Origin of the sequence: Streptomyces solitudinis (genome assembly GCF_036323765.1) — a bacterium.
Classification (GTDB): Bacteria; Actinomycetota; Actinomycetes; order Streptomycetales; family Streptomycetaceae; genus Streptomyces.
Window position 1 is genome coordinate 155,433 of sequence record NZ_JAZDCW010000009.1, and the last position, 25,458, is coordinate 180,890.

Genomic DNA, 25,458 nt, shown 5'->3' on the forward strand with positions numbered 1-25,458 from the left:
TCGTTCGCGTGCCCTCTGAACGAGACGGCCCTCCGGTCACTGACAGGAGCCGGGTGTGACGCGGGTCACTGCGCCGAGGCGAGCGGCCGGGCCCCGGCCATGGTGGTGGGCCGCGCTCCTCGGGCCCTTTGCCGCGGGCGGAAACTCAGGTGGCCTCAGCACACCAGCTGGGTAGGGTCGGGCGATGCCCGAGCTGAAGCGGCTGCACGCTGCCCGTGCCCCGGCGGTGCTGGCCTTCGAACTGGCGAACCGTGTCTACTTCGCTGTCTCGGTCCCCGACCGTGGCGATGAGTACTACGACCAGTTCACCCACCGGTACGACGCCAAGGCCGGTTTCGTCCCGGCCGGTCCGGCCGGCCTCGGCGGCAAGCCGGGCACCTGGTACCAGCGTGCCCCGGCAGTCCAGCCGTAGAGCGTGATCCGGCCGGTGGACTGGCCACGGCAAAGCCGCGGCCACCGCTGCCGTGCCGCCGAAGACGGGCGGGGACGGCCGCGTCCTCTTCTGCCCGGCTCGGCACGGCAGCTGCACGGACATCACCCATGCCCGACCGTCGGGATGTGCCCGTCAGGCCCTTTACCGGGTGCCGCTTCAAGGGAGGATGGGGGGGAGAGAGCGGGTCTGCGTGGTGAAGTGTGGGCCTTTGACACCTCCGATAGCAGGGAGCGTTTCCTCCAATGACTAAACAGCCCGCACGCCCTGAGCGCAGCGGTCCCCATGCCGCCTCGGTCATGGATGTCTCGCCGCTCAAGCCTTCTCTCGTCAAAGCGGTGTTCCGGGACGTGACTGCGATGCACGTCTCTCGGTCGGCCGCGTGGGCCGCCGCGTCGGTGACGCGGACAGTGTTGACGGAGATCATCGACGGCGCGAGGAAAGCGGCGGCGACGGAGGCCAGGAAGAGGCTGGTTCCCGGGGACCTTCTCTCGGCGATCGACCGTAACGTCGAGCTCGAGGTGGGGAGCAAGTGGTACGAGCACAGCGCGACATTCCGCGGCCTGACCGGTGTCCTGTACGACGCCGAGGGCGTCATCGTGTCTTCTCGTAAGCGCAGCAGGTCACGCAAACCGAGTGCTGTGGTCGGCGCTCACAGGTTCGAGGCCGGGGTGAAGAAGCTGCTGCGGAGCCAGGGGGTGACGGCCGTCCCAGCGATGGTCCGCGACCTGGACGGAATCGCCAGCGTGTTCCTGACGGACCTCGCCCGGAACGCGGCCACAGTCGTCCGCGAGGGCGGGATCAAACGTTTCGGTACGGTCGCCCTGGTGATGTCGGGCGAACCGGCCCCACCCCCGTCCCTCAAGGACCCCCTGCGGGCCCTGTCCGCCCGCAGGGGGGACGGGCGGACCATCGGCAGGGACGACATCCTGGCCGCCACCACGATGCAGTTGTTCGGCGGCGACCTCAGGGAGCGAGCCCTCACCCAAGCACGTGAGGCGACACAGAACACGTCGGCCGGCTGAGCGGATGCCACCAACATCGCCGCCTGCACCGGAAAGGCGGGCAGCGGGAAGACAGCCGTGAAGAGGCCGGTGCCGCTGCCGTGCGGGTCGGTGCCGCCCGCGTGCGGCGCCCGGCCTCGCTACGGTGCTGGGGGCGCCCTGGATGCGCGCCTTGGAAGTTGCCGGCGGCCGAGCGGGAGTTCGCCCGCAACAAGGCGTGGATCGAGGGCGGCGCCTGCGCAGGCGGGGCACCCGCCACCCCGGGCGGTGACGGTGGCGTGGCGGCGGCAGCGGCCGGGGACGCCGAACTCATCGGTGGCCACCTCGGTGATTGTCAGGACGTGTAGCCATTGTTGGCAGACATCACGGGTGGCCGGTTCGAACAGCTCGGGGGCCGAGATTTCGGGCAGGGCCTGGTGTCCTTCCTCGATGTCCACGTGGCCTCGACATGCACGGCCTGTGCCCAGATGACGAGCTGTTCAGGGCTGATGAGTCCAGTGGCGGCCTTCTCCGTAGCGGTCACGGCGTGACTACGACGGAAGGTGACTGACGGTGCTGGTTCGCCATGGCGGGCATCTTGCATGAGCCCGGCGAGCTCACCATTCCAGTGCACGAGGTTCTCCAGCGAGGTCGTGCGCGGTAGGCAGGAAGGTGTCGAGCTTCTGATCGTCGATCATGGTCGTGTGGTGGGGGACGCGTCTTGTGCAGCGATGATCAGCGACCGGAGGATCACGGGTCTGTCGGCCAACGTGATCGCTGAACTCGTCACGGAACCGGGCCCGTTGTGGCACGGACGGCACCAGGCCAAGCTTGCGGCACGGCCGGGGAAGCGCGCTGTGGGCGCGGGTGCGAAGCACCGGCTGGTGTTCGTCGACCGGCTCCTGGCCACGCTCGTGCACCTCCGGCATGCCACCACGCACGACGTGCCCGCCTGCTGGTTCAGTGCCGACCGCTCCACCATCACTCGGGCCATCGCCCAGGTGCGGCCCCGGCTCGCCGGGCGAGGGTGCACCGTCAGCCCGGGCATGCGGCTGCGGACCCTGGCCGAGGTCATCGGCCACCTCGGTGTCGACGGGAAGACCGGGATCACCGACGGCACCGAGATTCGGGTCCGCCGGCCGGCAGCCGGGTGCGAGGACCGGGACAGGTTCATCTCCGGCAAGAACAAGCAGAACGCGGTCACGACCATGGTCGTCACGGACGGGGACGGCCGCGTGCTCTTCTGCAACCCGACCAAGCCCGGCGGCTGCGCGGACATCACCCACGCCCGCCAGTTAGGGCTGGTCAAGCTCTTGGCCGACGGACCCGCTGTGGAGATCCTTGCCGACGCGGCTACCAGGGCCTGGGCGCCCAGACCTGCGGCCGGGTGATGCAGGTCTCGACTGAGGGATCTTGAACGGGTGAGGGCCTTCCGGGTCCGGTGTGGATTGCGACGTCTACACCGACCAGAAGGGCCCTCGTGCCCCACCGTAATGCACCCCTGACCGAGACCGGGTACCTGCGGCTGGCCCGCTGTGTTGTCGAGGACGGCTGGCCTCTTCGCCGGGCCGCGGAACGCTTCCAGGTCTCACTGACGACCGCCCAGCGGTGGGCCGGTCGCTCACCGGGCTCGCCTGGCTCCGGCGAAACGCTCGGCAGCCCTGAGCCGTAACTCCTCGCGGAACTGCTGACGTTCGGCCGTCAGCCCGTCCCTTGTGGATACCGCGTGCATCGGGAATATTGCACGGGCGGCGAGCCGTCAGGCCCTAGGACTCCACGAATTCAACCTCAGTAAGCCCCGCCATCAGCGTGAGGGACAGCAAGAACTGGCAGACGAGCGCTCACCGTCGCCAGCCCCGCATTGCAGGCGTTTTCCGCTTTTGCGGCCGACCAGACCACGACCGCCCACGCAGCTACGGGAGCCTCGGCCGAGGTGTCCACATTGTTGTCGGTTCGCTGGATTCGCGCTCAAGTATGTGAACGCAATGGCCTTCTGATCGATAGTGCATCTCCGAGGTCATGTTTTTGCCGGTGTATGATGGAATACAAAATTATAATACTATTATTTCTTGTGCTCTATGAATACCGCTATGTGTTCTTGTATAACGGTGATGGTTCAGCCGCCCCCCAAAAAGAGCGGCTGCAAGGAGGTCACCGTGAAGACACCCGGACGAGTATTCACCACCGGTCTGTACGCCCTCGCGCTGAGCGCGACGATGATGGTCACCGGGGCGATCGCACCTGCGAGCGCCGCCCCGCTCAACACCAAGCTGGAGGCCCACCACAGCGGCAAGTGCCTGGACGTCGCGGATGCGAGCCAGGCCGACGGCGCGTTCGTCCAGCAGTGGGGGTGCTACACCACCGCTAACCAGAACTGGACCTTCACCTCACTGGACAACGGCTACTACAAGGTGAGTGCCGACCACAGCGGCAAGTGCCTGGACGTCGCGGATGCGAGCCAGGCCGACGGCGGGACGGTCCACCAGTGGCACTGCTACGACACCCCCAACCAGGAGTGGAAGATCGTCCAGCGCCCCAACGGATACTTCACGCTGGTCGCCCGTCACAGCGGCAAATGCCTGGAGGTCGCGGGAGGCAACATCTACAACGGCGCCGGTGTCGTCCAGCAGACGTGCAACGCCGACCGGCCGTACCAGGAGTGGCGCCTGCTGTGAGCCGCCGGCTGTGACCACACGCCGCGCGATGCACACGCACGGCCCCGACGTGCGCCATCGCGCGGCATCGTTTGTGGGCCTGATCGATACTCAGGCCGTCCCATCACTGGCCCGGGAAGACGAGACGGTGTCCGTCATCTTCTTAGAGTCGCTAACGCAATGAGACGAGTTGGTGCTGATCACCGTGTCGGTGTGAGTGTTTGGGTGTGGGTGGTGGGTTGGGGGCTTCGCCGTGGATCATGTCGGATGACCTGTGGGTGCGGATCGAGCTGTTGTTGCCGAAGCGGGAACGCCGTTTCCGGTACCCCGGGCGCAAGCCGGGCCCCGACCGGCAGGTTCTCTGCGGGATCTTGTTCGTGCTGTACAACGACATTCAGCGGGAGCACTCGCCCCAGGAACTGGGCTTCGGCTCGGATATGGCCTGCTGGCGCCGGCTGCGGGACTGGAACGAGGCAGGTGTCTGGCAGGAGCTGCATGAAGTGCTGCTCGCCGAGTTGAACGCCGGACGCCATCCCACCCATCCGCGGACGTCGGGCATCCCCACCGCAGACCGAACGCGCTGCCTGATCACCCACCGACAGCTCCGCTCATTGTGTTAGCCGTTCTAGGCCCTGTGTCGAAAGTGGATCTTGGGCTGTGAATGATCACGGTTCATGGGTCGGGGAGATCTCACGGACGAGCAGTGGGCGGTGCTGGAGCCGCTGTTGCCGAAGGGTGCCAGGTCGGGGCGGCCGCCCGTCTGGCCCCGGCGGCAGCTGATCGACGGCATACGGTTCCGGGTCCGGACCGGTATGCCGTGGCGGGACGTCCCCGTCGAGTACGGGCCGTGGGGCCGGGTCTACGACCTGTTCCGCCGGTGGCAGCGCAACGGCACCTGGCACCGTATCCTTACCCGGCTCCAGGCCCTGGCCGACGCGAAGGGCGCGATCGTCTGGGACCTGAGCGTCGACTCCACGGTATGCCGCGCCCATCAGCACGCGGCCGGGGCCCGCAAGCAGGGCGACCGGCAGAAGGAACCATTGGGCGGCATCTTCACCGAGCTCCCTGATCATGGGCTGGGGCGGTCGCGCGGCGGGTTCACCACCAAGCTCCACCTGGCCGTCGAGCAGGGTCAGAAACCCATGTCGATTGTGGTCACGGCCGGGCAGCGCGGTGACTCGCCGCAGTTCGAACCCGTGCTGGACAAGGTTCGCGTGCCCCGCATCGGAGCGGGCCGGCCACGCGTCCGGCCCGATCGCGTGCGGGCCGACAAGGCGTACGCCTCCCGCAGGAACCGTGCCTACCTGCGCCGCCGCGGGATCCGCTGCACCATCCCGGACAAGGCCGACCAGGCGCGCAACCGCCGGAAGCGCGGTTCCCGCGGAGGCCGGCCGCCGCGCTTCGACCCGGACGACTACCGCCAGCGCCATGCGGTCGAGTGTGGGATCAACCGCCTCAAGAGGAACCGTGCTGTCGCCACGCGGTACGACAAGCTCGCCGTCCGTTTCGAGGCGACCGTGTTGGTCGCAGCGATCAACGAATGGCTATGACTGTGTCTCGCGCGTCTTCACGTACATGCTCCCGATGTCCGGATCGCCGTACATGAAGAACAGCACCAGCCCATCGTGCTGATCCCGGTCCACATACTTTAAAAGAACCACGAGTAGGTCGACGGGGACTCCGGAGTCGAGGGGTCAGCCGCAGGTGCGGGAAAGCGCCTCTCGACTCGGGTTCGGGCCGTCAGCGCGAGTCGGACGACCTGTCCGCCGTCATCGTCGGTCAGCTGCCAGGTTCCCGTACCGGAGAGACGCCAGCCGTCCTCGAAGTCGAAGTCCTGCCCGTCGAGTTTTTCGAGAAGGGCCGTTCCGTCTCCACGAAGCACCACACGGGTTCCCTCGACGTTCTCCCAGCCCCGGCGACTTCGGCCGCCGTGGCGTCGTGGAGCCCCGTTCCCTCGTAGTACTGATAGGGACTCGCGCATGCAGTCAGAACGGTCAACATGACCATCAAGCTGCCAATGCTGCTACCCACGCACTCACCCGCCATCAGGCCCTCCCGCCCCCAGCCCGCGTCGGTCAACCGACAGGGGGGCGGCCTTTTCGACGTCCGGCGCGCGGTGAGGGATCAGCATCACCGCCCGGCCACGCACCTGCCCCGAGCCCGTTCCAGTGACCGGGATGAAGACGGCTCCTTCGCTGGGGCTTCCCACCGGACACGCCTCCGAGGGCGGCCAGCGGGCCGGAGCCCTGGACGAGCGGGGTCACGGCTCGTCCAGGGCTCCGGGTCTTGCAGGGAGGATGGGAGATGTGTCTGCGGACTACTTCAGGTACGGTCCGGCGGCGCCGATCTTGCCGGTGCCGTTGAGGACGTAGACCCGCAAGTTGCCCTTGCCGGGGGCGGCGACGGACAGCTTGCCGTCGGTGACGACCTGGACATCGCCGGTGACGGCGTCTGTGTAGGTGCCGTTGGGGATGCCAGTGTAGGAGGCGGCGTGGGTGACGGTGACCAGCGCGAAGCTGTCAGTCGCGCCCTGGGTGTAGCGGCGCTTGTACGCGATCTGACCCTCGATGCCCTCGGTGGAGTACTGGCCCATCTGCAGGGCGGGAACCGCGCGGCGGATCTCGTTGAGGCGCTGCAGGTGCTTGACCAGCGGCTGGGACAGCGTGGTGGCGACTGTGCCGGTGGCGGAGTCGACCTTGCTGAACTCCGACGCCTTCACGTCACCCTGGAGGTGGTCGCCGTAGTAGGCGCGGCCGGTGGTCTCCAGCGGGCAGGATGGGCCGCAGTCGATTTTTTTGCCCTTCTGGAACTCGATCTCGGAGCCGTAGTAGAGCGTCGGGATGCCGCGGAAGGTCCACATCAGGGACATGTTCTCCGCCCACGCGTCCGCGCCGCCGGCGTAACGTTCGCCGCCCTTGTTGGGGCCGTAGTCGTGGCTGTCGACGTAGACGACGTTGTAGGTGGCGTCGTTAGTGGAGTCGTCGGAGTCCTTGCCGTTGTGGAAGGCGTTGGCCGCGTCACCGAAGTTCATGTGCATGCGCATGTCGATGATGTTCATGCCGGAGAAGCGGCTGTGGTCGGGCGCGTGGTACTCGTTGCCCTGGAGGAACGCGTTTGTGGACTTCGGCTGAGCCGCGACGCCCGCGGTGTTCTCGTACTCGTACATCTCCAGCGCCGCCTTGGCGTCGTCGGCGGCGTACTCCTTGCGCTCCTTCCAGGTGAAGAACTGGGCGGAGTGGTTGACCGAGCCGCGGTTCCATTTGTCGTTGACGAAGGCACCGACCTCACCGAAGACGAGGAAGTTCTTCGCCGCCTCGGCGCCGTGCTGCTGGGTGACCCGCTCCTGGATCGCCGGCAGGAAGCGGCGGTTCCAGGTGGTGCGCGGGATGTGGACGGCCGTGTCGATACGGAAGCCGTCGACGCCCATGTCGATGTACTTGTTGTACGCGCCGATCAGGTAGTTCTGGGTCTTGGGGCTCTCGGTGTTGAAGTCGGCGAGGTCGTCGTGCAGCCAGCACGAGCGGGAGTCCTCGCCCTCCCAGTTGCCCAGCCAGCAGGTGTGGTAGATGTCCTTGGGCCAGATGCCGGAAGTGGCGTTGGGCCACTGGCAGTTGTAGATGCGGTAGCCCTCAGGTGTCCACTGCGTCGCCTTGCCCCAGTTGACGCAGGTGTTGCCGGTGGGCTGCTCGGTGGACCACAGGTCGCCGTTGTAGTACGACTTGCCGGACTTCGGCTCGATGGACAGGCCGTCGTACTCGAAGGAGGAGTTGGGTTCGTCGTAGTACCAGCTCCACTGCGAGTCCCGCACGCCGTAGTGCTTGGGTGTGAACAGGCCCTTGGCGCCCCAGCGGGAGGAGTGGTTGTAGACGACGTCCTGGTAGATCTTCATGCCCTTGGCGTGGGCGGCGTTGATGAGGTCCTGGTACGAGGCACCGGCGGACTCCAGGCGGCGGTCGACCTTGTAGAAGTCGTAACCGTGGTAGCCGTGGTAGTCGTAGTCGGAGCGGTTGAGGACCACCGGGGTGATCCAGACGGCCGACATGCCCAGAGCCTTGATGTAGTCGAGCTTGTTGATCAGGCCCTTGAAGTCGCCGCGGAACATGGGGTCGTTGTTGGCGGCGTTGCCGGAACGCTCGTGCTGGCTGCCGCCGCGGTTGTTCGAGGCGTCACCGTCGTGGAAACGGGCCGTCAGCACGAAGTAGATCGGGTCCTTGCGCGGGTCGGTTCCCAGCGGCTTGCCCGGCGCGGGGGCCGGCGGCTTGACACCGGTGGTGGCCGTCGTCGGCGTCGAGGCATCCGACAGGTTGCCCGCCGCGTCGGCCGCGCGCACGGTGAAGGTGTAGGCGGTCTTCTCCTCCAGGTCCGCCACCGACAGCACCGTCGAGCTCACGTCGGTGACGACGGTGCCCTTCGTGCCTCCGGTACGGGTGACCTGGTACTTGGTGACCTTCTTGTTGTCGGTGGAGGGCTCCCACGTCAGAATGATGGCCACGCCGTCCGCCTTCGCCGTCACCTGCGTGGGAACGGTCGGCGCCTGGGTGTCGGGCACCTCCGCCACGCACGGGTCTGCGGCGTTCTTCGCCACGACCCGGTCCTTCACGGTGCTCACACCGGAGGCGATCGTGTAGTCGCTGCCGTTGTTGTTGTCCCAGATGCCGTTGCCGTTGTTGAACACGGCCTGCATCGACGTCGCGGTGCCGAGGTCGACCGTCTTCTTCACCCAGCCCGTGCACGCGGCTTCCATGCCTATGCCGGGCACAGCAGTCCAGGCGCTCCCGGCCGGCCGGTAGTGCAGGTTCGTGGTGGTCCACCCCAGGCTCGCCGTGGAGTAGTACACGGTCGCGCTGTTGACGCCCTGCGTCGGGGTCGGCGTCGGCCCCGGATCCGTATCGCCCCCGCACGGGTCGCTGTGGGCCACGACCCCGTCCTTGACGGTGATGTCGCCCGTACCCAGGTCGTAGTTCTTGCCGGCGTTGTTGTCCCAGGTGCCGCTGCCGTTGTTGAACGTCGCCTGCAGACCGCCGGCCGCCCCCAGGGAGACGGTCGTCTTGACCCAGTCCGTACAGGAAGCCTCCATTGCCACGCCCGGCACGGTGGTCCACGAGCCGCCGTCGGGGGCGTAGTGCAGGTTGTAGGCCGACCAGTTCTTCGTCTTCGTGTAGTAGAAGACGGTCGCCGTCGACTCGACATCAGCGGCCACCGGCACCGCGTCCGTTCCCGACAGGGACGTGGCGGGCAGCGCCATCAGCAGGCTGAGCGCACCCGCTGCGGCCGTCGCGGCCGCAAGGGAGCGTCTCAGCACCCGGTGGTGGGGAGTTCGTTTTTTCATGCGGGATCTCCAGAGAACGGGGCGGTCAGGCACGGCTCCAGGAACCCCCGCCGCCTGGTGGGCGCGCGCGAGGTCCCTGCTGCGTCCGGCATCTGAACCGCCTTGGGGGAGGATCGAGAGACCGATTGCAGATCCTGCCGGAATGTTGCTGCAACAACTTGCGACGAGATGGTTACAGAGGCCCGCCGACCGCGTAAAGAGGTCTGACACGAACTGATGCACCCAGTACCAGAGAGAGATCAGCCGACACCGGCACCCGCAGGTCCCTCGTGGGCGCGCTCCCACGGAGCGGTGAGCCGCCCCTGGCCACGCCCTACGCAAAATCCTCCACCCGCACACAGGACCAGCAGAAAATCCGCAGCAGGCAGCGCAACACCCCGAGCAAATTCCACTGCCACGTAGAGGCCAGACGTGCCTACTGAGGTTGAACTCGTGATGTCGCATGGTTGTTCATGCGGGCCTGATGGTCAGGCCGGTCTCGGCGAGGCAGCCGTCTATGAGGTGACTGCGGTACTGGATGTGCCGCAGGCCGCGGCGGATGCGCTGGACAAGGTGTTCGGGAGTGCTGAAGGCGACGTTGGACAGCCAGCCGCGTCGCAGCAGTGACCAGATCCCTTCGACGGGGTTGAGGTCGGGCGCGTAGGGCGGCAGGTAGTAGATGGTCAACCAGTCCTGGCCTTCCGCTCATTGGCACAGGGCGGCGGCCTTGTGCACGTTCAGGTTGTCCCAGACGAGCACAATCGGGCCGCCGAGCTGCTGATGTGCGGCGACCAGCAGGTACCTGTAGTCGCGCCAGGAGAAGCTCTTGCGTCCGTCGCGCCGGCCGTCGTCAGCCGTCCATGATCAGGTCTGTGCCGGCGAGGCAGCCGTCGATCAAGTGCGGGCGGTACTGGATCTGCTTGAGCTTGCGTTTGACGGCCCGGGTGGGCCGTCAAACGGCGGGATCCACGTTCCACGTCTCCGGCAGATCGCTGCCGCAGAAGACGCAGACGAAGTCGCCCTCGCGCACGATGTTGTGCTCCTGGCAGTCGGGGCACCGCCGGAACACCACCTCGTGGGTGAAGCCAGAGGGCCGCCCAAGTTCTACGTCGTCCAGAGCATGAGCGACTGCCGACCAGGAGGAGACGTCCGGGCAGTATCCGGTGGACTGGTTGCTGACCTCGCCCACGATCCACCGGTCTTCCTCGCACACGAAGCTCATCTCGCCAGCACTCAGAACCATGTCCCCGCCAGCGCAGGCCACGTGCTCACTTCACCGCGGCGCCAGCCAAAGCACACCATCCGTGCTGACCACGAAGGTGAACGGTTCGGTCAGCTCTGCTGCCGATCGCTCAGCGATCCAGCCGTCGAAGTCAGCTGCCGAGCTGATCGGGCACCCGCCGCTGCCAGGCCGGACCGCAGCCTTCACCTCAACCGGTCCGACATATCTGTAGCTCTGCCCCCGCGTACTCACGTCAGCCAACCTACTGAGGTTGAACTCGTGATGTCGTCTTCGGTGATCAGGGGCTCAGGGTCAGTCCTGTCTCGGTGAGGCAGCCGTCTATGAGGTGGCTGCGGTACTGGTCGTGGCGGAGACCGCGTCGGATGGTCTGAACGAGGTGTTCGGGGGTGCTGAAGGCGACGTTGGAGAGCCAGCCGCGCCGCAGCAGCGACCAGATACCTTCGACGGGGTTGAGGTCGGGTGCGTAGGGCGGCAGGTAGTAGATGGTCAGCCAGTCCTGGGCAGCCGCCCATTCCCGCAGGTCGGCGGCCTTGTGGACGTTGAGATTGTCCCAGACCGGGACGATCGGGCCGCCGGGCTGCCGGTGTGCGGCGGTCAGCAGGTCGCGGTAGTCGCGCCAGGAGAAGCTCTTGCGTCCGTCGCGGTTGCCGTCGTCGCGGCGGGGCCGGTAGATCAGCCTCGGGCGGTGACCGGGTTTGTAGCGGGTCAACGCTGTGATGGAGATGCGTCTGCGGGAGCGGCCGCGGACCCGCACCACCGGGGTTCGGCCGCGCTGTGACCAGGTCTTCGCCTGCGGCGGCGTCATGGAGAAGCCGGCTTCGTCCTCGAAGACGAGCCAGCCTCCACGGGCCGCCGCGAGTCTTCCGCGCAGGGCCAGGTCTCCTTCACCCAGCCGGCCACGGCCTCGTCGTTGCGTTCCAGGGCCCGGCGGGCGGGGACCTGGCAGGACCAGCCGTTACGCACCAGCAGCTTGCGCACGCCCTGAATGGTGTAGGTCAGGTGGAAGCGCCGGCCGATCACGGTCTTGACCCGGCTCAGGGTCCAGCGCTGGTCCTGCCAGCCGTGTGCGGCCGGCCCCTTGGCCAGCTCCGCCTCCAGTTGCGCGAACTGCTTCTGGCTCAGTCTCGGCAACGACGCCGGCCCCTGCGACCGCAGAGCACGCGGCCCGTCCTCCTCCCACGCCCTGGGCCGGCTGGTCTCCACCGTCGATCCCGAAGCACGGCACGTCCACAAGACCCGCAGCCACCAGCAGGACGGCTTCAAGGCCCACCTGGCCATCGAGCCCGAGACCGGCTTATACATCGCCCTCGCCTTGCGGCCCGGCGCCGGGCCCGAGCACCACGAGGCCGCCGTCGGCCTGGACCTGCTCGCCGGCGAGACCACCCCGCTGGACGTCTTCGGTGACACCGCCTACTCCACCGGCGATGCCCGCCAGACCCTTCACGAGGCCGGGCACCGGCTGTTCCTCAAACCCGCCCCGCTGCGGCCCGCCGTCCCCGGCGGCTTCACCCCCGACGACTTCACCATCGACACCCAAGCCGCCCTCGTGACCTGCCCGGCCGGACACACTGTTGGCCTGTCCGACCCTGGAGGGCAGCACTACCAGCGCAAAGCCTCTTTCGGGGACTTGTGCACCGGATGCCCCTGCGTGAGCGGTGCACCAAAGCCAGGGCCGGACGCATCCTGACCATCCGGCCTCACCACGACCTCCAGACAACCGCCCGCCACCAGGCCGCCACCGATCCCGGCTGGCAGGCCGACTACCGCCGCTGGCGGCCACCGGTCGAACGGGCCGTTGCCTGGCTCGTCCACCACGGCAACCGCCGCCTGCGCTACCGCGGCACCCTCAAGAACGACGCCTGGCTCCACACCCGAGCCGCCGCCCTCAACCTCCGCCGACTGATCAACCTCGGACTCACCCGCGTCGACGGTGCCTGGCACCTCACCCCAACCGGCACATAACGAAGAGGGACCATCCGGCCTCCGGCCGGACAGCCCCTCACCAAGATCTTCATCAGTCTTCTAGGCGGCGTGACTTCCGAGCGGCAGCCAACAAGGGAGCCCAGCAGCCTCCCGCCGACAGGGTGAGTCCCGCGTCGGAGAGCCCGGCTGTGCCTGACCGGCCCGCCGGACCTCCGCAGGTGCGCGCTCAGCCCTTCACGATGGAGCACTGGGGACTGACCCTCCCTGACGTGGACGCCGCGCCGGAGACCGCGAAGGGTCCGCTCGAGGAGCACGAGCAGCGTCTCCTGACCGAGGCCCACCGCGCCGTCGACAACGCCCGCACAGCCCGCTGGATGCTCGGCTATTCCCTGGAAGTAGTCCGAAGGCGCCGCCTGTACCGCGGCGACGGTACCCGCACCTGGGAGCAGTACCTGCAGCAGGAGCACGATGGTCTCTCGACCAGCGAGGCGGACCGGCTTCAGAAGACCTGGCGTCTGGCGCAGACCGTGCAGAAGGAACTCGGCCGTCCCCTGCCCGACAGTCACCTGCGAAAGCTGCAACCGTACGCGGAGCGCACCAGCGACCAGGAGGCCGCGCGCGCCTATGCCGAGCTGTACTGGGCCCACCAGGCAGGCGGGGTCCGGCTTGTAGCCAACCAGGTCCAGCAGCGAGTGAAGAAGGCGGTGGCGGCCGCCAGGGGTGTCTCCGACCCGGCGGAGCGTAGCCAGGCCTTCAGCGCTGCCTGGACGACCGCACCCGAAGCGGTGATGCCCACGCAACGGGCCGAAGCGAAACCCGAGCAGGGCGGCATGCTCAGCCGGAGCTCAGACCCGGTGGACGCGGCGCTGGAGCTGCTGGACGCGGCGTGGCAGGTTGTCGGGAACGCCACGGAGGACAAGGTCGCACGGAAAGCTCGTAGCGGCGAGGAGGCGCAGCGACAGCAAGATGCCATCCGTCGCATCGGCCGGATCCTCAGCAAGGTAGAAGTCGACACCGACGTAGATGCCGATGCTGAGAACGTCATCGTCGACGCCGAGCTCGTTGAGGGCTGATTCCTGTCGTTGAGTGGGACTTCTTCAATTGGGGAAGTCCCGCTTTCTGGTGGGCTCGGCTACGGCACCGACAGGATCGAGTGACCTCCGGTGCGATGCCAGATGATGTGCCGCTCGTACGGCAGGGATATGGCCACGCTTGAGGTCTCTTCTGTCCCCGCCCCGCCAGGCAGCAGACGTTGTGAGCTGGGCAACGTGTTGCGCTTTCCCCCGGGGGCCTCTATGTCTTTCGTCAAGCGAGCCGGCGGTTCCTGGGTCCGTAGAAGGGTCCGGCGCGGAGCATGGCGAAGAGGACGCTGACGCGGTGGCGGGCGAGGCGGAGGAGGGCTTGGGTGTGAGTTTTGCCGCGGGCTCGGAAGCGGTTGCAGTAGCCCCGGTAGGCGGGGTCGTGAAGGGCTGCGAACGCGGAGAGGAACATCCCGGGTCTGCGTTGGCGGTTTCCGCCTCCGGGGGCGTGTTCGCCGTGGGTCGAGGTGCCGGACTGCTTCGTGGCCGGGGCGAGGCCCGCGTAGGAGGCGAGGTGGGCGGCGGTCGGGAACGAGTTGCCGTCGCCGACGGTTGTGAGGAGGACCGCGGCGGTCCTGACGCCGCCGCCGGGCATCGAGGTCAGGACCTCGGCAAGAGGGTGGGCCTCGAGCGTGTCCTCGATCCGGGTCTCCAGGGCCCGGCGTTGTTCGTGGACGGCGGCCAAAGACGTCGCCGGCGAGGGCACGATCACCTCGAGGGTGCCGGTGCCGGAAACGACGATGGTCTGCTCCTCGAGCGCGTCGAAGATGTCACGGACCGGCTGCTCGGCCATGCGCGGGGCCCTGGGCCGCACGACGTCGATGAGTTTGCGGCGGCCGTTTCGCTGGGCCTGCGGGGAGCCGTATCGCTCGAGGAGTAAGGACCTCGACAATCCTCATTCTTGCTGGTCAGAGGCACTTTCTGCTTTCCTGGCCAACTGCCGGACAGCCCGCTTCATGAAAGCCTGAGGCTAGCCCGCTGGGCTACCGTCCGCTCGCGCTGTCGCCTTGGCGTCGCTGTGCGGATCGGTTCGGATCAGCAGGGTGGTTCGGCCTGTCTGGGCGTTGTGGCCTGGCCCGTTCAGTACGGTGACCGTGAACGTAGCGGTTCCGCGCGGCAGCCCGGTGTGCGAGGCCAGCTCGATGATTTCGAAGCGGGCGAGGAGGCTATCGGAGGCGCGGATGGGGGCATGGAAGCGCCAAGCGCCAACGGCGGTCAGGGCGATGAGATCGTCGTGCAGCCCGGCGAGAGCTTGTCGCAGCATGCCGTGAGCAAGTGACATGCCGAGCATGCCGTGGGCGACGAGCCCTCCGTAGATCGTGCGGGCGGCAGCGTCTGGCTGGGTGTGAAGGGCCGCGTTGTCTCCGGTGATCCGTGCAAACTCACTCACCAATGTGGGGGTGATGGCAACCGGTCCTGCCTGGAACGTCATTCCGATGCTTAAATCGCGCCATGTGAGGTATCGCACCAGTTTGTCCCTTCTGCGGGCCGAGTCGCATCCGTGCCGTGCGTGCGCCGAGATAGAGGGCCGGTCGCTGGGTCCGCCTACCCCAAGGTCGAGGTGAGAGTGTGGAGCAGGCGGCCGGTGTTGTCATACGCGGTGATGTCCACCGTCATCGGGGCGTTAGGCGGCGTCGCGGAGGAGGGGAGACGGAGTAGGTAGCGCAGAGGCCCTGGGCCGAGGGGGGCGTAGAGCTTCAACGCGGTGACGATGGGGGGGCACGTGTGGAGTCGAGCGCACGCGGACAGAGCGGCTTGGTGAAGGAAGTCGGTCAATTGCGGGTCGAATGCCCGCCCGACCCAGTCCTGGTCCCTGCCGCCGGCCTGGGATGAAACAGTGATGTCCCAGGCCGTGTCGTCTTCCTCGGTGGCGAGCACAGTGATGCGGTAGAGGTGGGAGGCCGGGTGGTCGACGGGGAGTGGGAGCGTGGGCGCATGCACTGTCGGGTGACCGTGCGATGGTCCGGATGTCGACGGTGTTCTGGTGCCCCGGCTGGACCGGGGGCTGAGCTCGACTTGGGCGGTGATGGTCGGTCGTGTGCCATCCGGGACGTCGTCGGTTGCGTTGAGGTGACACGTCAGGTGCCACTGTCCGTGGCGTCCGGAGGTGGCACGAACGAAGACGTGGGCGGGGGACGGCCACGGGCCGGGACCGGTGGTGATGTTCGTCAGTTCCACGGGTTCGTACCCGGCCGCGCGCAGACTGCAGGTCGCTGTCAGCTCCAGCAGTGACAGGTGTGCGAGCGGTGCCACTCCGGTTGCTCTGTCGGTCGAGTACTGGGGCGCGGCCCATGGGGCCGTCCATGCCACGCTGCGGCGTTCAACGGCGCGGTTGGTGAGCAGCGGGTGACGGTGCTGGGGTGGGCCACCAGTGGTGGGTGCCCAGTAACGGGTGCGGTGCCAGCGGTAGGTGGGCAGGGTGACGATGCAACCGGCCGGGACAATCTCCGCCCATTTGAGAGGGAAACCCAGGGTGTAGAGCGTACTGACGGCCTCCATGAGCGCGTGCGCCGGAGCTGGACGGTCCGTCTCCGGCGGAGTAACGGCGGAGGCGTCGGTTACGGCGGGGCGGAAGCCGAGAAAAAGCCGGAAGTCGGTGCTAGAGGCGGACGGGTGTGTGTCGCCAGCATGGTCGGCGTTTGTCTCGTCGAGGGCGGAGCTCTCGACGAGGTGATATGGCGGATGGTCGTCGCCTGGGGCTGACGGTAACCGCGTGTCGTCGGTGAGGCGACGTAGGGAATCCTGTCGGGTGGTGAGGCCGGCTGCGTACTGGGCGGCGGCCTGTGTACCGGGCGCGGCGGCGACAGCGGCGGGGGCGACTCCCCAGTGCCGCCACAGGCGAGTGGTCGCCGTGTAGACGGCCCAGCGCAGGTGGGCCGTGGTTTTCTCCGCGTCGTCGGACAAGCTCCAGGGGCGGCCTGTCAACTCCTCTACCTCCTGGACGCATTCGGTCAAGAGGCGGTCAATGTGAGGATGCGCCTCGGACAGGGCGTGCCAGTCCTCAGTCGTAGGGTTCTCCGCGGGGTAGACGAAGGTGATGCTCGGAGCAGCGGCACAGGGCGACAGGGGCAGGTGGTCGGCGGCGTGGCGTAGGGCGCGGGCGGCAGTGGGGTGGTCAGTGAACGTTACCGCGGTGCGCCAGGGGTGATGGCTGCGGCGGACAGTGGCGGTGTAGCACACGTCGCGCAACGGAAGTTCTGGGTGCCTTTCCACGAAGGTGGCGTAAGCGTGCAGCAGACGGCGCAGGCTGTCGGGGTGGCGTGCGGAGACCGGCAGGACGTAGGGGGTCGGAGCGGATGGCGCGGCGGGCGCGGTGTGGGCGGGCGGCGAGGAAAGCACGAGGTGGGCGTTGCTGCCGGTGGCGCTGAAAGCGCTCACCCCGGCGTACAGCGTGCCGGTAGGAGTCAGGTTGATCGGGGTGGTTGGGACGCGGACGGGCAGGGCATCCCAGTCGATCGCGGTCGACGGGTTGGCGTGGTGCGGGGTGGCGGGAAGGACGCGGTGGTGCAGCGCCAGGGAGGCTTTGATCAGGTTGGCCAGACCGGCGACGGATTCGTTGTGACCGACGTTGCCTTTCATTGAACTGAGCCACACCGGAGGACAGCGTCGGCCGGCCTCGTTCAGGACGGTGGACAGTGCTGTGGTCTCGACGGGATCCCCGACGGGCGTGCCGACGCCGTGGGCCTCGACGAAGTGCAGGTCAGCGGCGGATATCCCCGCGGTCCGGCACGCGTGACGTATCAACTCAACCTGGGTCTCTACGGCGGGGACCATGAGGGAACCGCTCGCTCTGCCATCGTTGTTGAGGGCACTGCCTTGGACGACCGCGTAGATGCGATCGCCGTTCTCGACGGCGGCCGACACGGGTTTGAGGACGACGACGGCGCAGCCTTCGCCCCGTCCGAAGCCGTCGGCCGCCGCGTCGGCGAACTTTGAGCAGCCGTCCGGCGAAAGCGCGCCGATGCGCGCGAACGCGGTGTGCTCTTGGTCGTGCAGCAGAATTTGTGAGCCAGCCGCGAGGGCGAGGTCGGCCTCGCCCTCGCGGAGCGCTCGCGCGGCCAGGTGGACGGTGGCGAGCCCCGAGGAACAACCGCTGTCGAGGGTCAGGCTAGGCCCCCGAAGGTCCAGGGTGTAAGACACGCGCCCGCTGAGCATGCCCCTGACCCAGGACCCCATCAGGGCGTAGGCGTCGGGGGTGTTGTCTCGTGCGAGCAGGTCGCCGTAGTGGGACCAGATCTGTCCGGCGTAGACGGCGGCGCGGCTGCCCGTCAGGGTGTGGGGTGGAATACCGGCGTCCTCCAGCGCCTCCCAGACGGTCTCCAAGACGATCCGTTGCTGGGGATCCATACGTAGCGCTTCCCTAGTGCCGATGCCGAAGAAGTTCGCGTCAAATCCGTCGACTTCATCCAGCAGACTGGCACCGCGTGGTACCTCTTGGTCCGTGCCGCGGACCGGCTGTCCCAGAGAGTCGAGTCCGTAGCGATCGGAAGGCGGAGTGCGTACGGTAGCCGCTGTACTCATCAGCAGATCCCACAGTTGCCGTGGCCCGTGGGCGCCGGGGAAGCGGCAGCCGATGCCAACCACTGCGATGTCGCCACCGGGGTGGGCTGTCACATCGACCTCCTAGCGACGTGGCGGGTCTCGGGTGAGGCGGTGACGTCGGGTGGCGTGAGGCGAGACTGGAGTTTGTCGTGTTGTGAAATGGATGTCGGCACAGGGAAGCTCCTCGGCTAGGCGATGGTCACTGCACGGCCGGCTGGGCCACGGTGCCGGGTGGCGGCAGGACGCCGGTAGCCATCAGGTGATGGACAACCCGTGCGACGAACTCCCGGTCCAATGGAGGGTGGGCCAAGCCCATACCCCTGACCAAGCGTTCGGTGCGCGCGGAGGATATCGCCGGTAGGGCTTCCGGGGCTGAGGGACGGAGCACGTGCGGGTTCAGGGCGTTGAGTACGGCGCTGATCTGCGGAGCGTGCGAGAAGGCGGTTGCCATGGAGCTGTTCCAGTGCTGCGGCGGTACGGGCTGTAACAGGTATCCGGCCGCATTCAGTTCAGCCGAGATGTCGGACAGGGTGAGCCATTTTGTGTAGAGGACGTGCAGGGTCGCGGTCATCGGCGGCTCGTGGCGGGCGGTTTCGACGATGACGTGTGCCAAGTGGTCGACGGCGGTGGCGGGAAACCGGACTGCTCCTTGGGGAACCATGCCGATCCGCACGCAGGCACTCATCAAGGTCGCCAGATAGTCGGTGGGGTTGCAGGCCCCGGTGCGGGAGTCGCCCAGTAGCAGCGGAAAGCGATGGATGGACACCGGCAGTCCGCGTTGTCGTGCCTGACGTACCAGGGCCTCAGCCACGGCTTTGCTGCGGGCGTACCCGCGTCGGCCAGCCTCCCGGATGTGCGGTTCGTCGTCTTCGCACACCACCTGCGCGCCATAACGGCGGGAGGCGATGAAAACACCCAGAGTTGACACGTAATGCAGTGGCTTGGGGCGGCCGGTGGCGGCGAGGCGGATCGCCTCAGCCGTTCCGTGCACGTTGGCCGCGCGCAGCTGTTCGTACGATCGGCGCATCGATACGGTGGCGGCACAGTGGAAGACGGCGTCGGTATGGTGGGCGAGTTGTTGGAAAACTTCGGCGCCTAGGCCCCAGTCCCGCGCGCTCAGGTCGCCGGGTACGGCCGTGACCCGGTCCAGAGCGGCCTGGGAGCCGGGGTGCGCGTTCAGGGTCGTATCGCGGACACGGCGGACCGCGGTGTGTTCGTCCTCTGCCCTTACGACGCAGATCACACGCCAGGTGGTTCGGGCCAGAATCGAGGCACACAGGTATCCGCCCAGATGACCCGTCGCGCCCGTGAGGACGACGGTGCGGTACCTGACGGCCTGAGTCGATATTGCGGGGCGAATATGCTCATCCAATATGCCGTCCTGCTCGGCCAGGGAAAGGGATCGCTCGTGGATGCTGGCGTCATTCATGTCGACCTTCGGCAGCTTGACCATCGGACGTATTCGTGGCGGTCATCGGCGACTATACCCTCGGCAGGTGATTGCCCGTGATAGTGTGTGCAAAAAATGTTGGCAACATGCGCAACAGGAGAAAGAAACGTTCACTTACTGCCGTCATTTATCTGCAGTTCAAATCTGTCTCAGTATTCACATTGCTGCCTGACGGCCGTGGGCGGGTTGACCGTTGAACTCTATCGCCGTACCTTTGGAAGGCCTCAGTGGGACAGGGCATGCCAGAGAGGCCAATTTGGTGGAATGCTTTAACAGTGCGCCTGTGGCCCTAGTTACGGGCGGGGCGAAAAACATCGGTCGAAGCATCACCTTGGGGCTGGCACGTGACGGTTACGCTATCGCCTTCACGTTTTTGACCAGTAGCGATGAAGCGGTGCGCACCCGCAAGGAGGCGTCCGGAGCGGGGGTGCCCGTCCTGGCCGTGCAGTGTGATGTGACCTCGCAAAAAGATGTCGAGAAACTACGCGACGAAGTGCGGAAGAAACTTGGCGAAGTCAGCGTGATCATCAACAATGCAGGGGTGGTACGCGACGCATCATTGCACCGGATGACCGATTATGACTGGTTTTCCGTCATGGCGGTCAACAGTGACGCGGCGTTTCGCGTCACCCGGTGCTTCTTGCCCGACCTGTATGCCCGCAGGGGTGGGTCAGTGATCAACATCTCTTCCATAAGTGGCGCTGTTGGACTGCCTGGGCAGTCCAACTACTCGGCATCGAAAGCGGCTCTGGAAGGGTTGACCAGGGCTCTGGCTAAAGAAGCCGGTCGTCACCGAGTGCGAGTGAATGCCGTGGCGCCAGGATTCATCGCCACAGAATTCACCGCACAGTACGCAAGTCGCTGGAGAAATCGCATCCCGCTGCTGCGGTTTGGCGAGCCGGAAGAGGTGGCAGATCTTGTTCGTTTTTTGGCCTCATCGCGCGCTGGCTATATTACCGGTCAGGTGATCAGAATCGACGGCGGGTTGTCGTTCTGATCACCGTTGAGCAATGCGCGGACATCCGCCCGGAAGGAGAGACCTGATGGGTAGCCTGCGACGCAGCTCGGCCGCAGACGTGATGAACCCAAAGGACCGCTTGGTGTGGGGACTGGAGTCCCAGGCGTCGGTGCGTCCCCTCATCCTGATCGCGATGCTTCTCGAAGGCGTCGTGGACCGGAACGGGCTGGTGGCCTGGCACGAGCGCGCCACCCATTTACTGCCGCGCCTGCGGTCCAAGACGGTAGCTCCGTCCTCGCCCTGGCAGCCGCCGAGATGGGAGCCGGAACCCGGCTTCCAGCTGGAGCGACACCTACGACGTCTGCCTGCCGCCGGCCTCCGCGACGCCGAGACGCTGCTCGACCACATCTCCACACTGCAGGAACAGCCGTGTGTGCCGGGGCGCTCCCCGTGGGAGGCCTACCTGCTCCCAGACGATCGCTTAGGCATCAGCGGGTACGTCATGAAGCTCTCCCATAGCGTCGCCGACGGGTTGCGGCTGCGTCAGTTCCTCTTCCGTGAGACGACAGCCCCCGTCTCCCCGGCCACGGTTGTCCCCGCCCACGAGCCGCCGGCAAGCCCGAATGAGCGTGGCCGGGCCGGGCCCCCACACACCGCCGGCGCTCGGCCACGTCCAGGCGATCCAGAGATGCGGGGCCGCTCCGCCCCTGAGCACGGCGATCACTGTCCCCCTCGTGTCCTACCTGGGCGCCTGCCGTCTCTCCCTCAACGTCGACCCCGCCATGGCGCGCGATGCGGACTCTCTCATCCACCACTGCATACGCACCGCGGCCCGCGATCTGATGACCGCTGCTGGGGCCGCGTAGCCCGCTTCTCCCGGCAAACGCTGCGGGCGGGGGCAGGCAGCCACCAGCCGAGACAGCCGTCGAGATGACCGAAGACACCCCACCCGACGAGGAGCGGGGCACCGAGCCCACCCGTGCCGGAAACGAACAGCACGGCCCCGCGCGGCTGTCAGCCCGTTCCGAACCACAACCAGCTCATCGGCGAAGGCAAGCGGAGACGGTGCAGAGCATTAGCCGAATAGCCTCCCGGTGGCGGCAGTGTCCCCGCTGCTCCGTGTGGGCCGACACCGCCTCCCGCAGTTCCGACAACACCTGCGGCATATGTGCCCACTCCTTCCCCCTCTCCGCCCGACAGCGCATTACGCTCCTAGTGGACCACGACTCCTTCCACGAGCACGACGCTATGCTCGAAGCGGGAGATCCGCTGTGCTTCACCGACCGCGTTCCCTATCCGGAGCGACATCGTGCCGCCCGTCAGAAGACAGGACTGCATGATGCAGCCGTCTACGGCACATGTGCGATCGGCGGACACCCGACCGTGATGATGGTACTGGACTTCGATTTTATGGGCGGCACAATGGGCGTCGTCGTCGGCGAGAAATTCCTGCGGGCCGCCCGGCTAGCCATCGAGCGAGCGGTCCCCTTGACCGTCGTCTCCGCGTCGGGCGGGGGGCGAATCCAGGAAGGCACCTTCGCCCTCTTCCAAGGTCTGAAGACCGCAACCGCCGTCGCCCTGCTGAGGGAGACCAGCACTCCCTTCCTCAGCGTCCTGACCGATCCGGTCTTCGGCGGGGTCGCCGTCTCCTACTCCAGCATCGGTGACGTCGTCATCGCCGAGCAGGGCACACGTGCCGGGTTTGCGGGACGCAAGGTTATCGAGCGCACGATCGGGGCCAAACTCCCCGCCGACTTCCAAACCTCTGACTTCCTTCTCCGGCACGGCCACGTCGATATCGTCGCTACCCGCCGGCAACTGCGTCCGCTGTTGCAGAACCTGATCGCCTTCGCCGCCCGGAGCGCCCTTCCCCCCGGCCCCGGCGAGCCGCCTCACCCCCATGTCAGCGCAGCGCCTGCGAGCGGCTGGCAGGCCGTCGCCCTCGCCCGGCACCGGCAGCGCCCACGCCTCGACCATTATCGCGACACCGTCTTCCACGACATGGTCACCCTGCACGGCGACCGCAGCGAGGGCGACGACCCGGCGCTGCTCACGGCCTTGGGATGGTTGGACCAGCGACGGGTCGCCCTCATCGGTCACGTGCGCGGCCCAGGTGGGTTCGACCCCGCCCACAACTGGGGGATGCCCAGCCCCTGCGGGTACCGCAAGGCAACACGGGTGATGCGACTCGCCGCACGCTGGGGCATACCTATCGTCACGCTCATCGACACCCCGGGGGCCTACCCCGGCCCACGGGCCGAGGAGAACAACCAGTGCGCGGCGATCGCCGAAACCCTCGCCACCGCGGCCCGTCTGCCCGTACCCATCGTCTGCGTGGTCATCGGCGAGGGCGGCAGCGGCGGAGGGCTCGCCCTGTGCCTGGGAGACCGACTGCTGATCCAGGAGAACGCCACCTTGTCGGTCATCAGCCCCGAAGGCGGCGCCGCCCTGCTATTCGGCACCACCGCCCAGGCTCCGCACATAGCGGCGCGCCTGCGGCTGCGCGCCGACGACCTCCATCGGCACGGCCTGGTCGACGAGATCGTCGCTGAACCGGACGGTGGCGCGCACTGGGACCCCGCCGCCGCGGCTGCCCTGCTCAAAGCCGCGCTGCGACGCACGCTAGCCGAGACGGAACGCCTGGATACGGCAAACCTGCTCACTCAGCGCGAGAAACGTCTGACGTCATTTGGCACGGTATGGGATCTTGGCGAAGAAACGGCCCCGCGCGACGCCTGAGGAGAAGGACGGCAATGATGGACGAGTCCGACGCACCGACCAGGAACAACACCGAGGTCGGTCCCGAATATACCCTCGCCTCGCTGATGCGGGAGGCTGTCGAGGTGGTGACCGGAACCGCCATCGACCACCTCAGACTCCGCGCGCTGGATATCGAGCTCGATATCCACCAGAACCTTGCGGCCGACCCGTCCACCCCCATTCCGGCGCAGCCCGCGCTCAAAATGCCCGAGGCTGCCGATGCCGCGATCAAGGCGCCGTGCGCCGGTGTCTTCTACCGGGCGCCCGCCCCCGGAGACGAGGTGTTCGTAAAATCCGGCGACGAGGTCGCTGCCGGAACGAAGGTCGGCCTGATCGAAGCGATGAAGACCTTTACCCCCGTCACCACCGACCGTCCCGGCCGCATCATTCACATCCACGTCGAAGACAACCAGATCGTCGAATACGGGGAGCACCTGATGATGCTGGCCCCTTCTTCCCGTGCCGCCCGCTCCATCGGCGAACAGGGGCAGTGATGTTCGACAGTCTTCTGATTCCCAACCGTGGCGAGATCGCGGTGCGCTTAGTACGAGCCTGTCGAGACCTGGGTGTCCGCAGCATCGTCGGCTGCTCCGAGGCCGACCGTGATGGCATGGCTGCCCGCCTCGCCGACGACACCTTCTGCCTCGGCCCGGCAGCCCCTCACCTCAGCTACACCTGCGTGCCCGCCATCCTGTACGCGTGCGCGAAAACTGGGGCCCAAGCCGTCCACCCCGGGTATGGCTTCCTCGCCGAAGATCCCGCGTTCGCCCGCGCCGTCTCCGAGGCCGGAGTGACGTTCGTCGGACCCGACCCGGCGCATCTGGAACTCTTCAACGACAAGACGGCCGCACGCGAAGCGCTGGCCGAAGCTGGCGTCCCCATCCTCCCCGGCAGCCCGGCCACCGCCCTCCAACCCCGGGAAGCACACCGTCTCGCCGATGCGCTCGGTTACCCCGTCGCGGTCAAGGCCACCATCGGAGGAGGCGGCCGGGGTGTCACCTGCGTCGATACCCCCGACCGACTCGTCGAAGCCCTGGACAGTGCCCGCAGCACCGCCGGACGGCTTTTCAACGACCACCGTGTCTACCTGGAGAAGTACCTCCCCGGCGCCCGGCACATCGAAGTCCAGATCGTCGCCGACGTCCACGGCCATGTGTATTGCCTCGCGGAACGGGACTGCACCGTGCAACGGCGTCACCAAAAAATCATCGAGGAGTCCCCGGCGGCCTGGCTCACCGAGGCCGAGCGCTCCCGATTATGCGACGACACATCGCGTGCCGCCCGGCGGGTCGGGTTGCGAAGCGCCACGACCTTCGAGTTCCTCGTCGACGCCGCCCGCCGGTGGTACTTCATCGAGGCCAACCCCCGGCTCCAGGTCGAACACACCGTCACCGAGGAGGTATGCGGACTCGACCTCGTCACCACTATGATCCAGGAGGCGGACGGATCCTGCGTCGCTCCGCTCCTCGCTGGCCGAAGAACACGGGGGCACGCGATCCAGGTACGGATCCTGGCGGAAGACCCGCATCAAGGGTGGCGCCCTTCGGCCGGCCTCGTCACCCACTGGCACGTTCCCGCTGGCCCCGGCATACGCGTCGACACCCACGTCACTGCCGGGGTGCGCGTGTCGCCTCGCTACGACTCCCTGCTCGCCAAGGTCATCGTCTGGGGGAGCGACCGGGAGACAGCCCGGCGCCGGCTCTCCAGGGCGCTAGGCGAGTTCACCTGCTCCGGTCTTCCGACCAACATTGAGGTTCTCCGAGCCGTTGTCGACGGTGCACCATTTCGCGAGGACCGGCACAACCTCGACACGGCGCTCCCCTCGATACCTCCCACCCGCTGACGCCGCCTGCGGCTGGGCGGGCTCAAGAGGTCAACGGGAGGTGGAAAGGGTGCACGAGCGTGGCCAGGTGCCGGTCGACGAACACCAGCCGGTGCTTCGCGCCCGCGCCCACAGCGCGCTTCCCCGGCCGTGCCGCAAGCTTGGCCTGGTGCCGTTCGTGCCACACGGGTCCGCTTCCGCGACGAGTTCAGCGATCACGTTGGCCGACAGACCCGTGATCCTCCGGTCGCTGATGATCGCTGCACAAGACGCGTCCCCCACCACACGACCATGATCGACGATCGG

17 protein-coding genes and 7 pseudogenes are annotated in these 25,458 nt (G+C 67.1%); 16 read left to right on the forward strand and 8 right to left on the reverse strand.

All coding sequences use genetic code 11. The features are described from left to right. Positions 1–184 precede the first annotated feature (184 nt). The 8 genes and pseudogenes from V1J52_RS26180 to V1J52_RS21915 all read left to right on the forward strand — a co-directional run. A pseudogene (locus V1J52_RS26180) lies at positions 185–325 on the forward strand (GNAT family N-acetyltransferase); the annotation flags it as partial. Between the two features lie 350 nt (positions 326–675). Continuing rightward, on the forward strand, positions 676–1,455 hold the full coding sequence (locus tag V1J52_RS21885; protein ID WP_330141659.1) for a hypothetical protein: 780 nt from the start codon (positions 676–678) through the stop codon (positions 1,453–1,455). Positions 1,456–1,613: 158 nt separating this feature from the next. Continuing rightward, positions 1,614–1,781, forward strand: a complete 168-nt coding sequence (locus V1J52_RS21890) for a hypothetical protein (RefSeq protein WP_330141660.1) — start codon at positions 1,614–1,616, stop codon at positions 1,779–1,781. Between the two features lie 234 nt (positions 1,782–2,015). Then, a complete protein-coding gene (locus V1J52_RS21895) occupies positions 2,016–2,804 on the forward strand; it encodes a transposase family protein (RefSeq protein ID WP_330141662.1) in 789 nt (262 codons plus the stop codon). Positions 2,805–2,893: 89 nt separating this feature from the next. After that, positions 2,894–3,034: pseudogene (locus tag V1J52_RS21900) on the forward strand (IS481 family transposase); the annotation flags it as partial. Between the two features lie 535 nt (positions 3,035–3,569). After that, positions 3,570–4,088 (forward strand): RICIN domain-containing protein, encoded by a 519-nt coding sequence (locus V1J52_RS21905; RefSeq protein ID WP_330141663.1) that lies wholly within the window; start codon positions 3,570–3,572, stop codon positions 4,086–4,088. A gap of 239 nt (positions 4,089–4,327) precedes the next feature. Continuing rightward, a pseudogene (locus V1J52_RS21910) lies at positions 4,328–4,591 on the forward strand (transposase); the annotation flags it as partial. A gap of 150 nt (positions 4,592–4,741) precedes the next feature. Further along, on the forward strand, positions 4,742–5,617 hold the full coding sequence (locus V1J52_RS21915) for an IS5 family transposase (protein ID WP_330141664.1): 876 nt from the start codon (positions 4,742–4,744) through the stop codon (positions 5,615–5,617). A 767-nt stretch (positions 5,618–6,384) separates the two neighbouring features. Here the strand turns inward: V1J52_RS21915 and V1J52_RS21920 are convergent. The 4 genes and pseudogenes from V1J52_RS21920 to V1J52_RS26185 form a co-directional block, all read right to left on the reverse strand. After that, entirely contained in the window at positions 6,385–9,396 is a 3,012-nt protein-coding gene (locus V1J52_RS21920) for a carbohydrate binding domain-containing protein (protein WP_330141666.1), read from the reverse strand. Positions 9,397–9,846: 450 nt separating this feature from the next. Then, positions 9,847–10,227, reverse strand: a pseudogene (locus V1J52_RS21925) (transposase); the annotation flags it as partial. Positions 10,228–10,327: 100 nt separating this feature from the next. After that, positions 10,328–10,849, reverse strand: a pseudogene (locus V1J52_RS21930) (hypothetical protein). Positions 10,850–10,895: 46 nt separating this feature from the next. Then, positions 10,896–11,803, reverse strand: a pseudogene (locus V1J52_RS26185) (IS630 family transposase); the annotation flags it as partial. On the opposite strand from V1J52_RS26185, the gene V1J52_RS21945 reads away from it, so the two are divergent. From V1J52_RS21945 to V1J52_RS21955, 3 genes are all read left to right on the forward strand, one after another. Further along, positions 11,697–12,305: a transposase gene (locus V1J52_RS21945; RefSeq protein WP_330141669.1), complete on the forward strand. Its 609-nt coding sequence runs from the start codon at positions 11,697–11,699 to the stop codon at positions 12,303–12,305. The pseudogene V1J52_RS26185 and the gene V1J52_RS21945 overlap by 107 nt on opposite strands. Beyond that, positions 12,257–12,580: a transposase gene (locus V1J52_RS21950; protein ID WP_330141670.1), complete on the forward strand. Its 324-nt coding sequence runs from the start codon at positions 12,257–12,259 to the stop codon at positions 12,578–12,580. Before V1J52_RS21945 ends, V1J52_RS21950 begins: the two co-directional genes overlap by 49 nt. A 230-nt stretch (positions 12,581–12,810) precedes the next feature. Further along, positions 12,811–13,614 carry a hypothetical protein gene (locus V1J52_RS21955; protein ID WP_330141671.1) on the forward strand — a complete coding sequence of 268 codons (804 nt, stop codon included), beginning with the start codon at positions 12,811–12,813 and terminating at the stop codon, positions 13,612–13,614. A 232-nt stretch (positions 13,615–13,846) separates the two neighbouring features. Here the strand turns inward: V1J52_RS21955 and V1J52_RS21960 are convergent. The 4 genes and pseudogenes from V1J52_RS21960 to V1J52_RS21975 form a co-directional block, all read right to left on the reverse strand. After that, a pseudogene (locus V1J52_RS21960) lies at positions 13,847–14,497 on the reverse strand (transposase); the annotation flags it as partial. Between the two features lie 93 nt (positions 14,498–14,590). Then, positions 14,591–15,088, reverse strand: coding sequence for a MaoC family dehydratase (locus tag V1J52_RS21965; protein WP_330141673.1), 498 nt, complete (start codon positions 15,086–15,088; stop codon positions 14,591–14,593). A gap of 77 nt (positions 15,089–15,165) precedes the next feature. Beyond that, positions 15,166–18,234 (reverse strand): beta-ketoacyl synthase N-terminal-like domain-containing protein, encoded by a 3,069-nt coding sequence (locus V1J52_RS21970; protein ID WP_330141674.1) that lies wholly within the window; start codon positions 18,232–18,234, stop codon positions 15,166–15,168. Between the two features lie 127 nt (positions 18,235–18,361). Further along, positions 18,362–19,615, reverse strand: coding sequence for an SDR family oxidoreductase (locus V1J52_RS21975; protein ID WP_330141675.1), 1,254 nt, complete (start codon positions 19,613–19,615; stop codon positions 18,362–18,364). 280 nt (positions 19,616–19,895) lie between these two features. Here V1J52_RS21975 and fabG point away from each other — a divergent pair, with 280 nt between their 5' ends. From fabG to V1J52_RS21995, 5 genes are all read left to right on the forward strand, one after another. Continuing rightward, a complete protein-coding gene (gene fabG, locus V1J52_RS21980) occupies positions 19,896–20,609 on the forward strand; it encodes a 3-oxoacyl-ACP reductase FabG (protein WP_330141676.1) in 714 nt (237 codons plus the stop codon). 154 nt (positions 20,610–20,763) lie between these two features. Beyond that, entirely contained in the window at positions 20,764–21,504 is a 741-nt protein-coding gene (locus V1J52_RS26190) for a wax ester/triacylglycerol synthase domain-containing protein (protein ID WP_443075898.1), read from the forward strand. Continuing rightward, a complete protein-coding gene (locus tag V1J52_RS21985) occupies positions 21,501–23,309 on the forward strand; it encodes a carboxyl transferase domain-containing protein (RefSeq protein WP_330141677.1) in 1,809 nt (602 codons plus the stop codon). Before V1J52_RS26190 ends, V1J52_RS21985 begins: the two co-directional genes overlap by 4 nt. Before the next feature lie 17 nt (positions 23,310–23,326). Then, positions 23,327–23,824, forward strand: a complete 498-nt coding sequence (locus tag V1J52_RS21990; protein ID WP_330141678.1) for an acetyl-CoA carboxylase biotin carboxyl carrier protein — start codon at positions 23,327–23,329, stop codon at positions 23,822–23,824. Further along, on the forward strand, positions 23,824–25,173 hold the full coding sequence (locus tag V1J52_RS21995; protein ID WP_330141679.1) for an acetyl-CoA carboxylase biotin carboxylase subunit: 1,350 nt from the start codon (positions 23,824–23,826) through the stop codon (positions 25,171–25,173). Before V1J52_RS21990 ends, V1J52_RS21995 begins: the two co-directional genes overlap by 1 nt. The last annotated feature ends 285 nt before the right edge of the window (positions 25,174–25,458 follow it).

Excerpts from the sequence above, each read along its gene's own strand:
- V1J52_RS21885 (WP_330141659.1), top strand. The coding sequence starts at position 676 with ATGACTAAACAGCCCGCACGCCCTGAGCGCAGCGGTCCCCATGCCGCC.
- V1J52_RS21895 (WP_330141662.1), top strand. The coding sequence starts at position 2,016 with ATGAGCCCGGCGAGCTCACCATTCCAGTGCACGAGGTTCTCCAGCGAG.
- V1J52_RS21915 (WP_330141664.1), top strand. The coding sequence starts at position 4,742 with ATGGGTCGGGGAGATCTCACGGACGAGCAGTGGGCGGTGCTGGAGCCG.
- V1J52_RS21920 (WP_330141666.1), bottom strand. The coding sequence starts at position 9,396 with ATGAAAAAACGAACTCCCCACCACCGGGTGCTGAGACGCTCCCTTGCG.
- V1J52_RS21950 (WP_330141670.1), top strand. The coding sequence starts at position 12,257 with ATGCCCCTGCGTGAGCGGTGCACCAAAGCCAGGGCCGGACGCATCCTG.
- V1J52_RS21975 (WP_330141675.1), bottom strand. The coding sequence starts at position 19,615 with ATGGTCAAGCTGCCGAAGGTCGACATGAATGACGCCAGCATCCACGAG.
- V1J52_RS26190 (WP_443075898.1), top strand. The coding sequence starts at position 20,764 with ATGCTTCTCGAAGGCGTCGTGGACCGGAACGGGCTGGTGGCCTGGCAC.
- V1J52_RS21985 (WP_330141677.1), top strand. The coding sequence starts at position 21,501 with ATGACCGAAGACACCCCACCCGACGAGGAGCGGGGCACCGAGCCCACC.
- V1J52_RS21990 (WP_330141678.1), top strand. The coding sequence starts at position 23,327 with ATGGACGAGTCCGACGCACCGACCAGGAACAACACCGAGGTCGGTCCC.
- V1J52_RS21995 (WP_330141679.1), top strand. The coding sequence starts at position 23,824 with ATGTTCGACAGTCTTCTGATTCCCAACCGTGGCGAGATCGCGGTGCGC.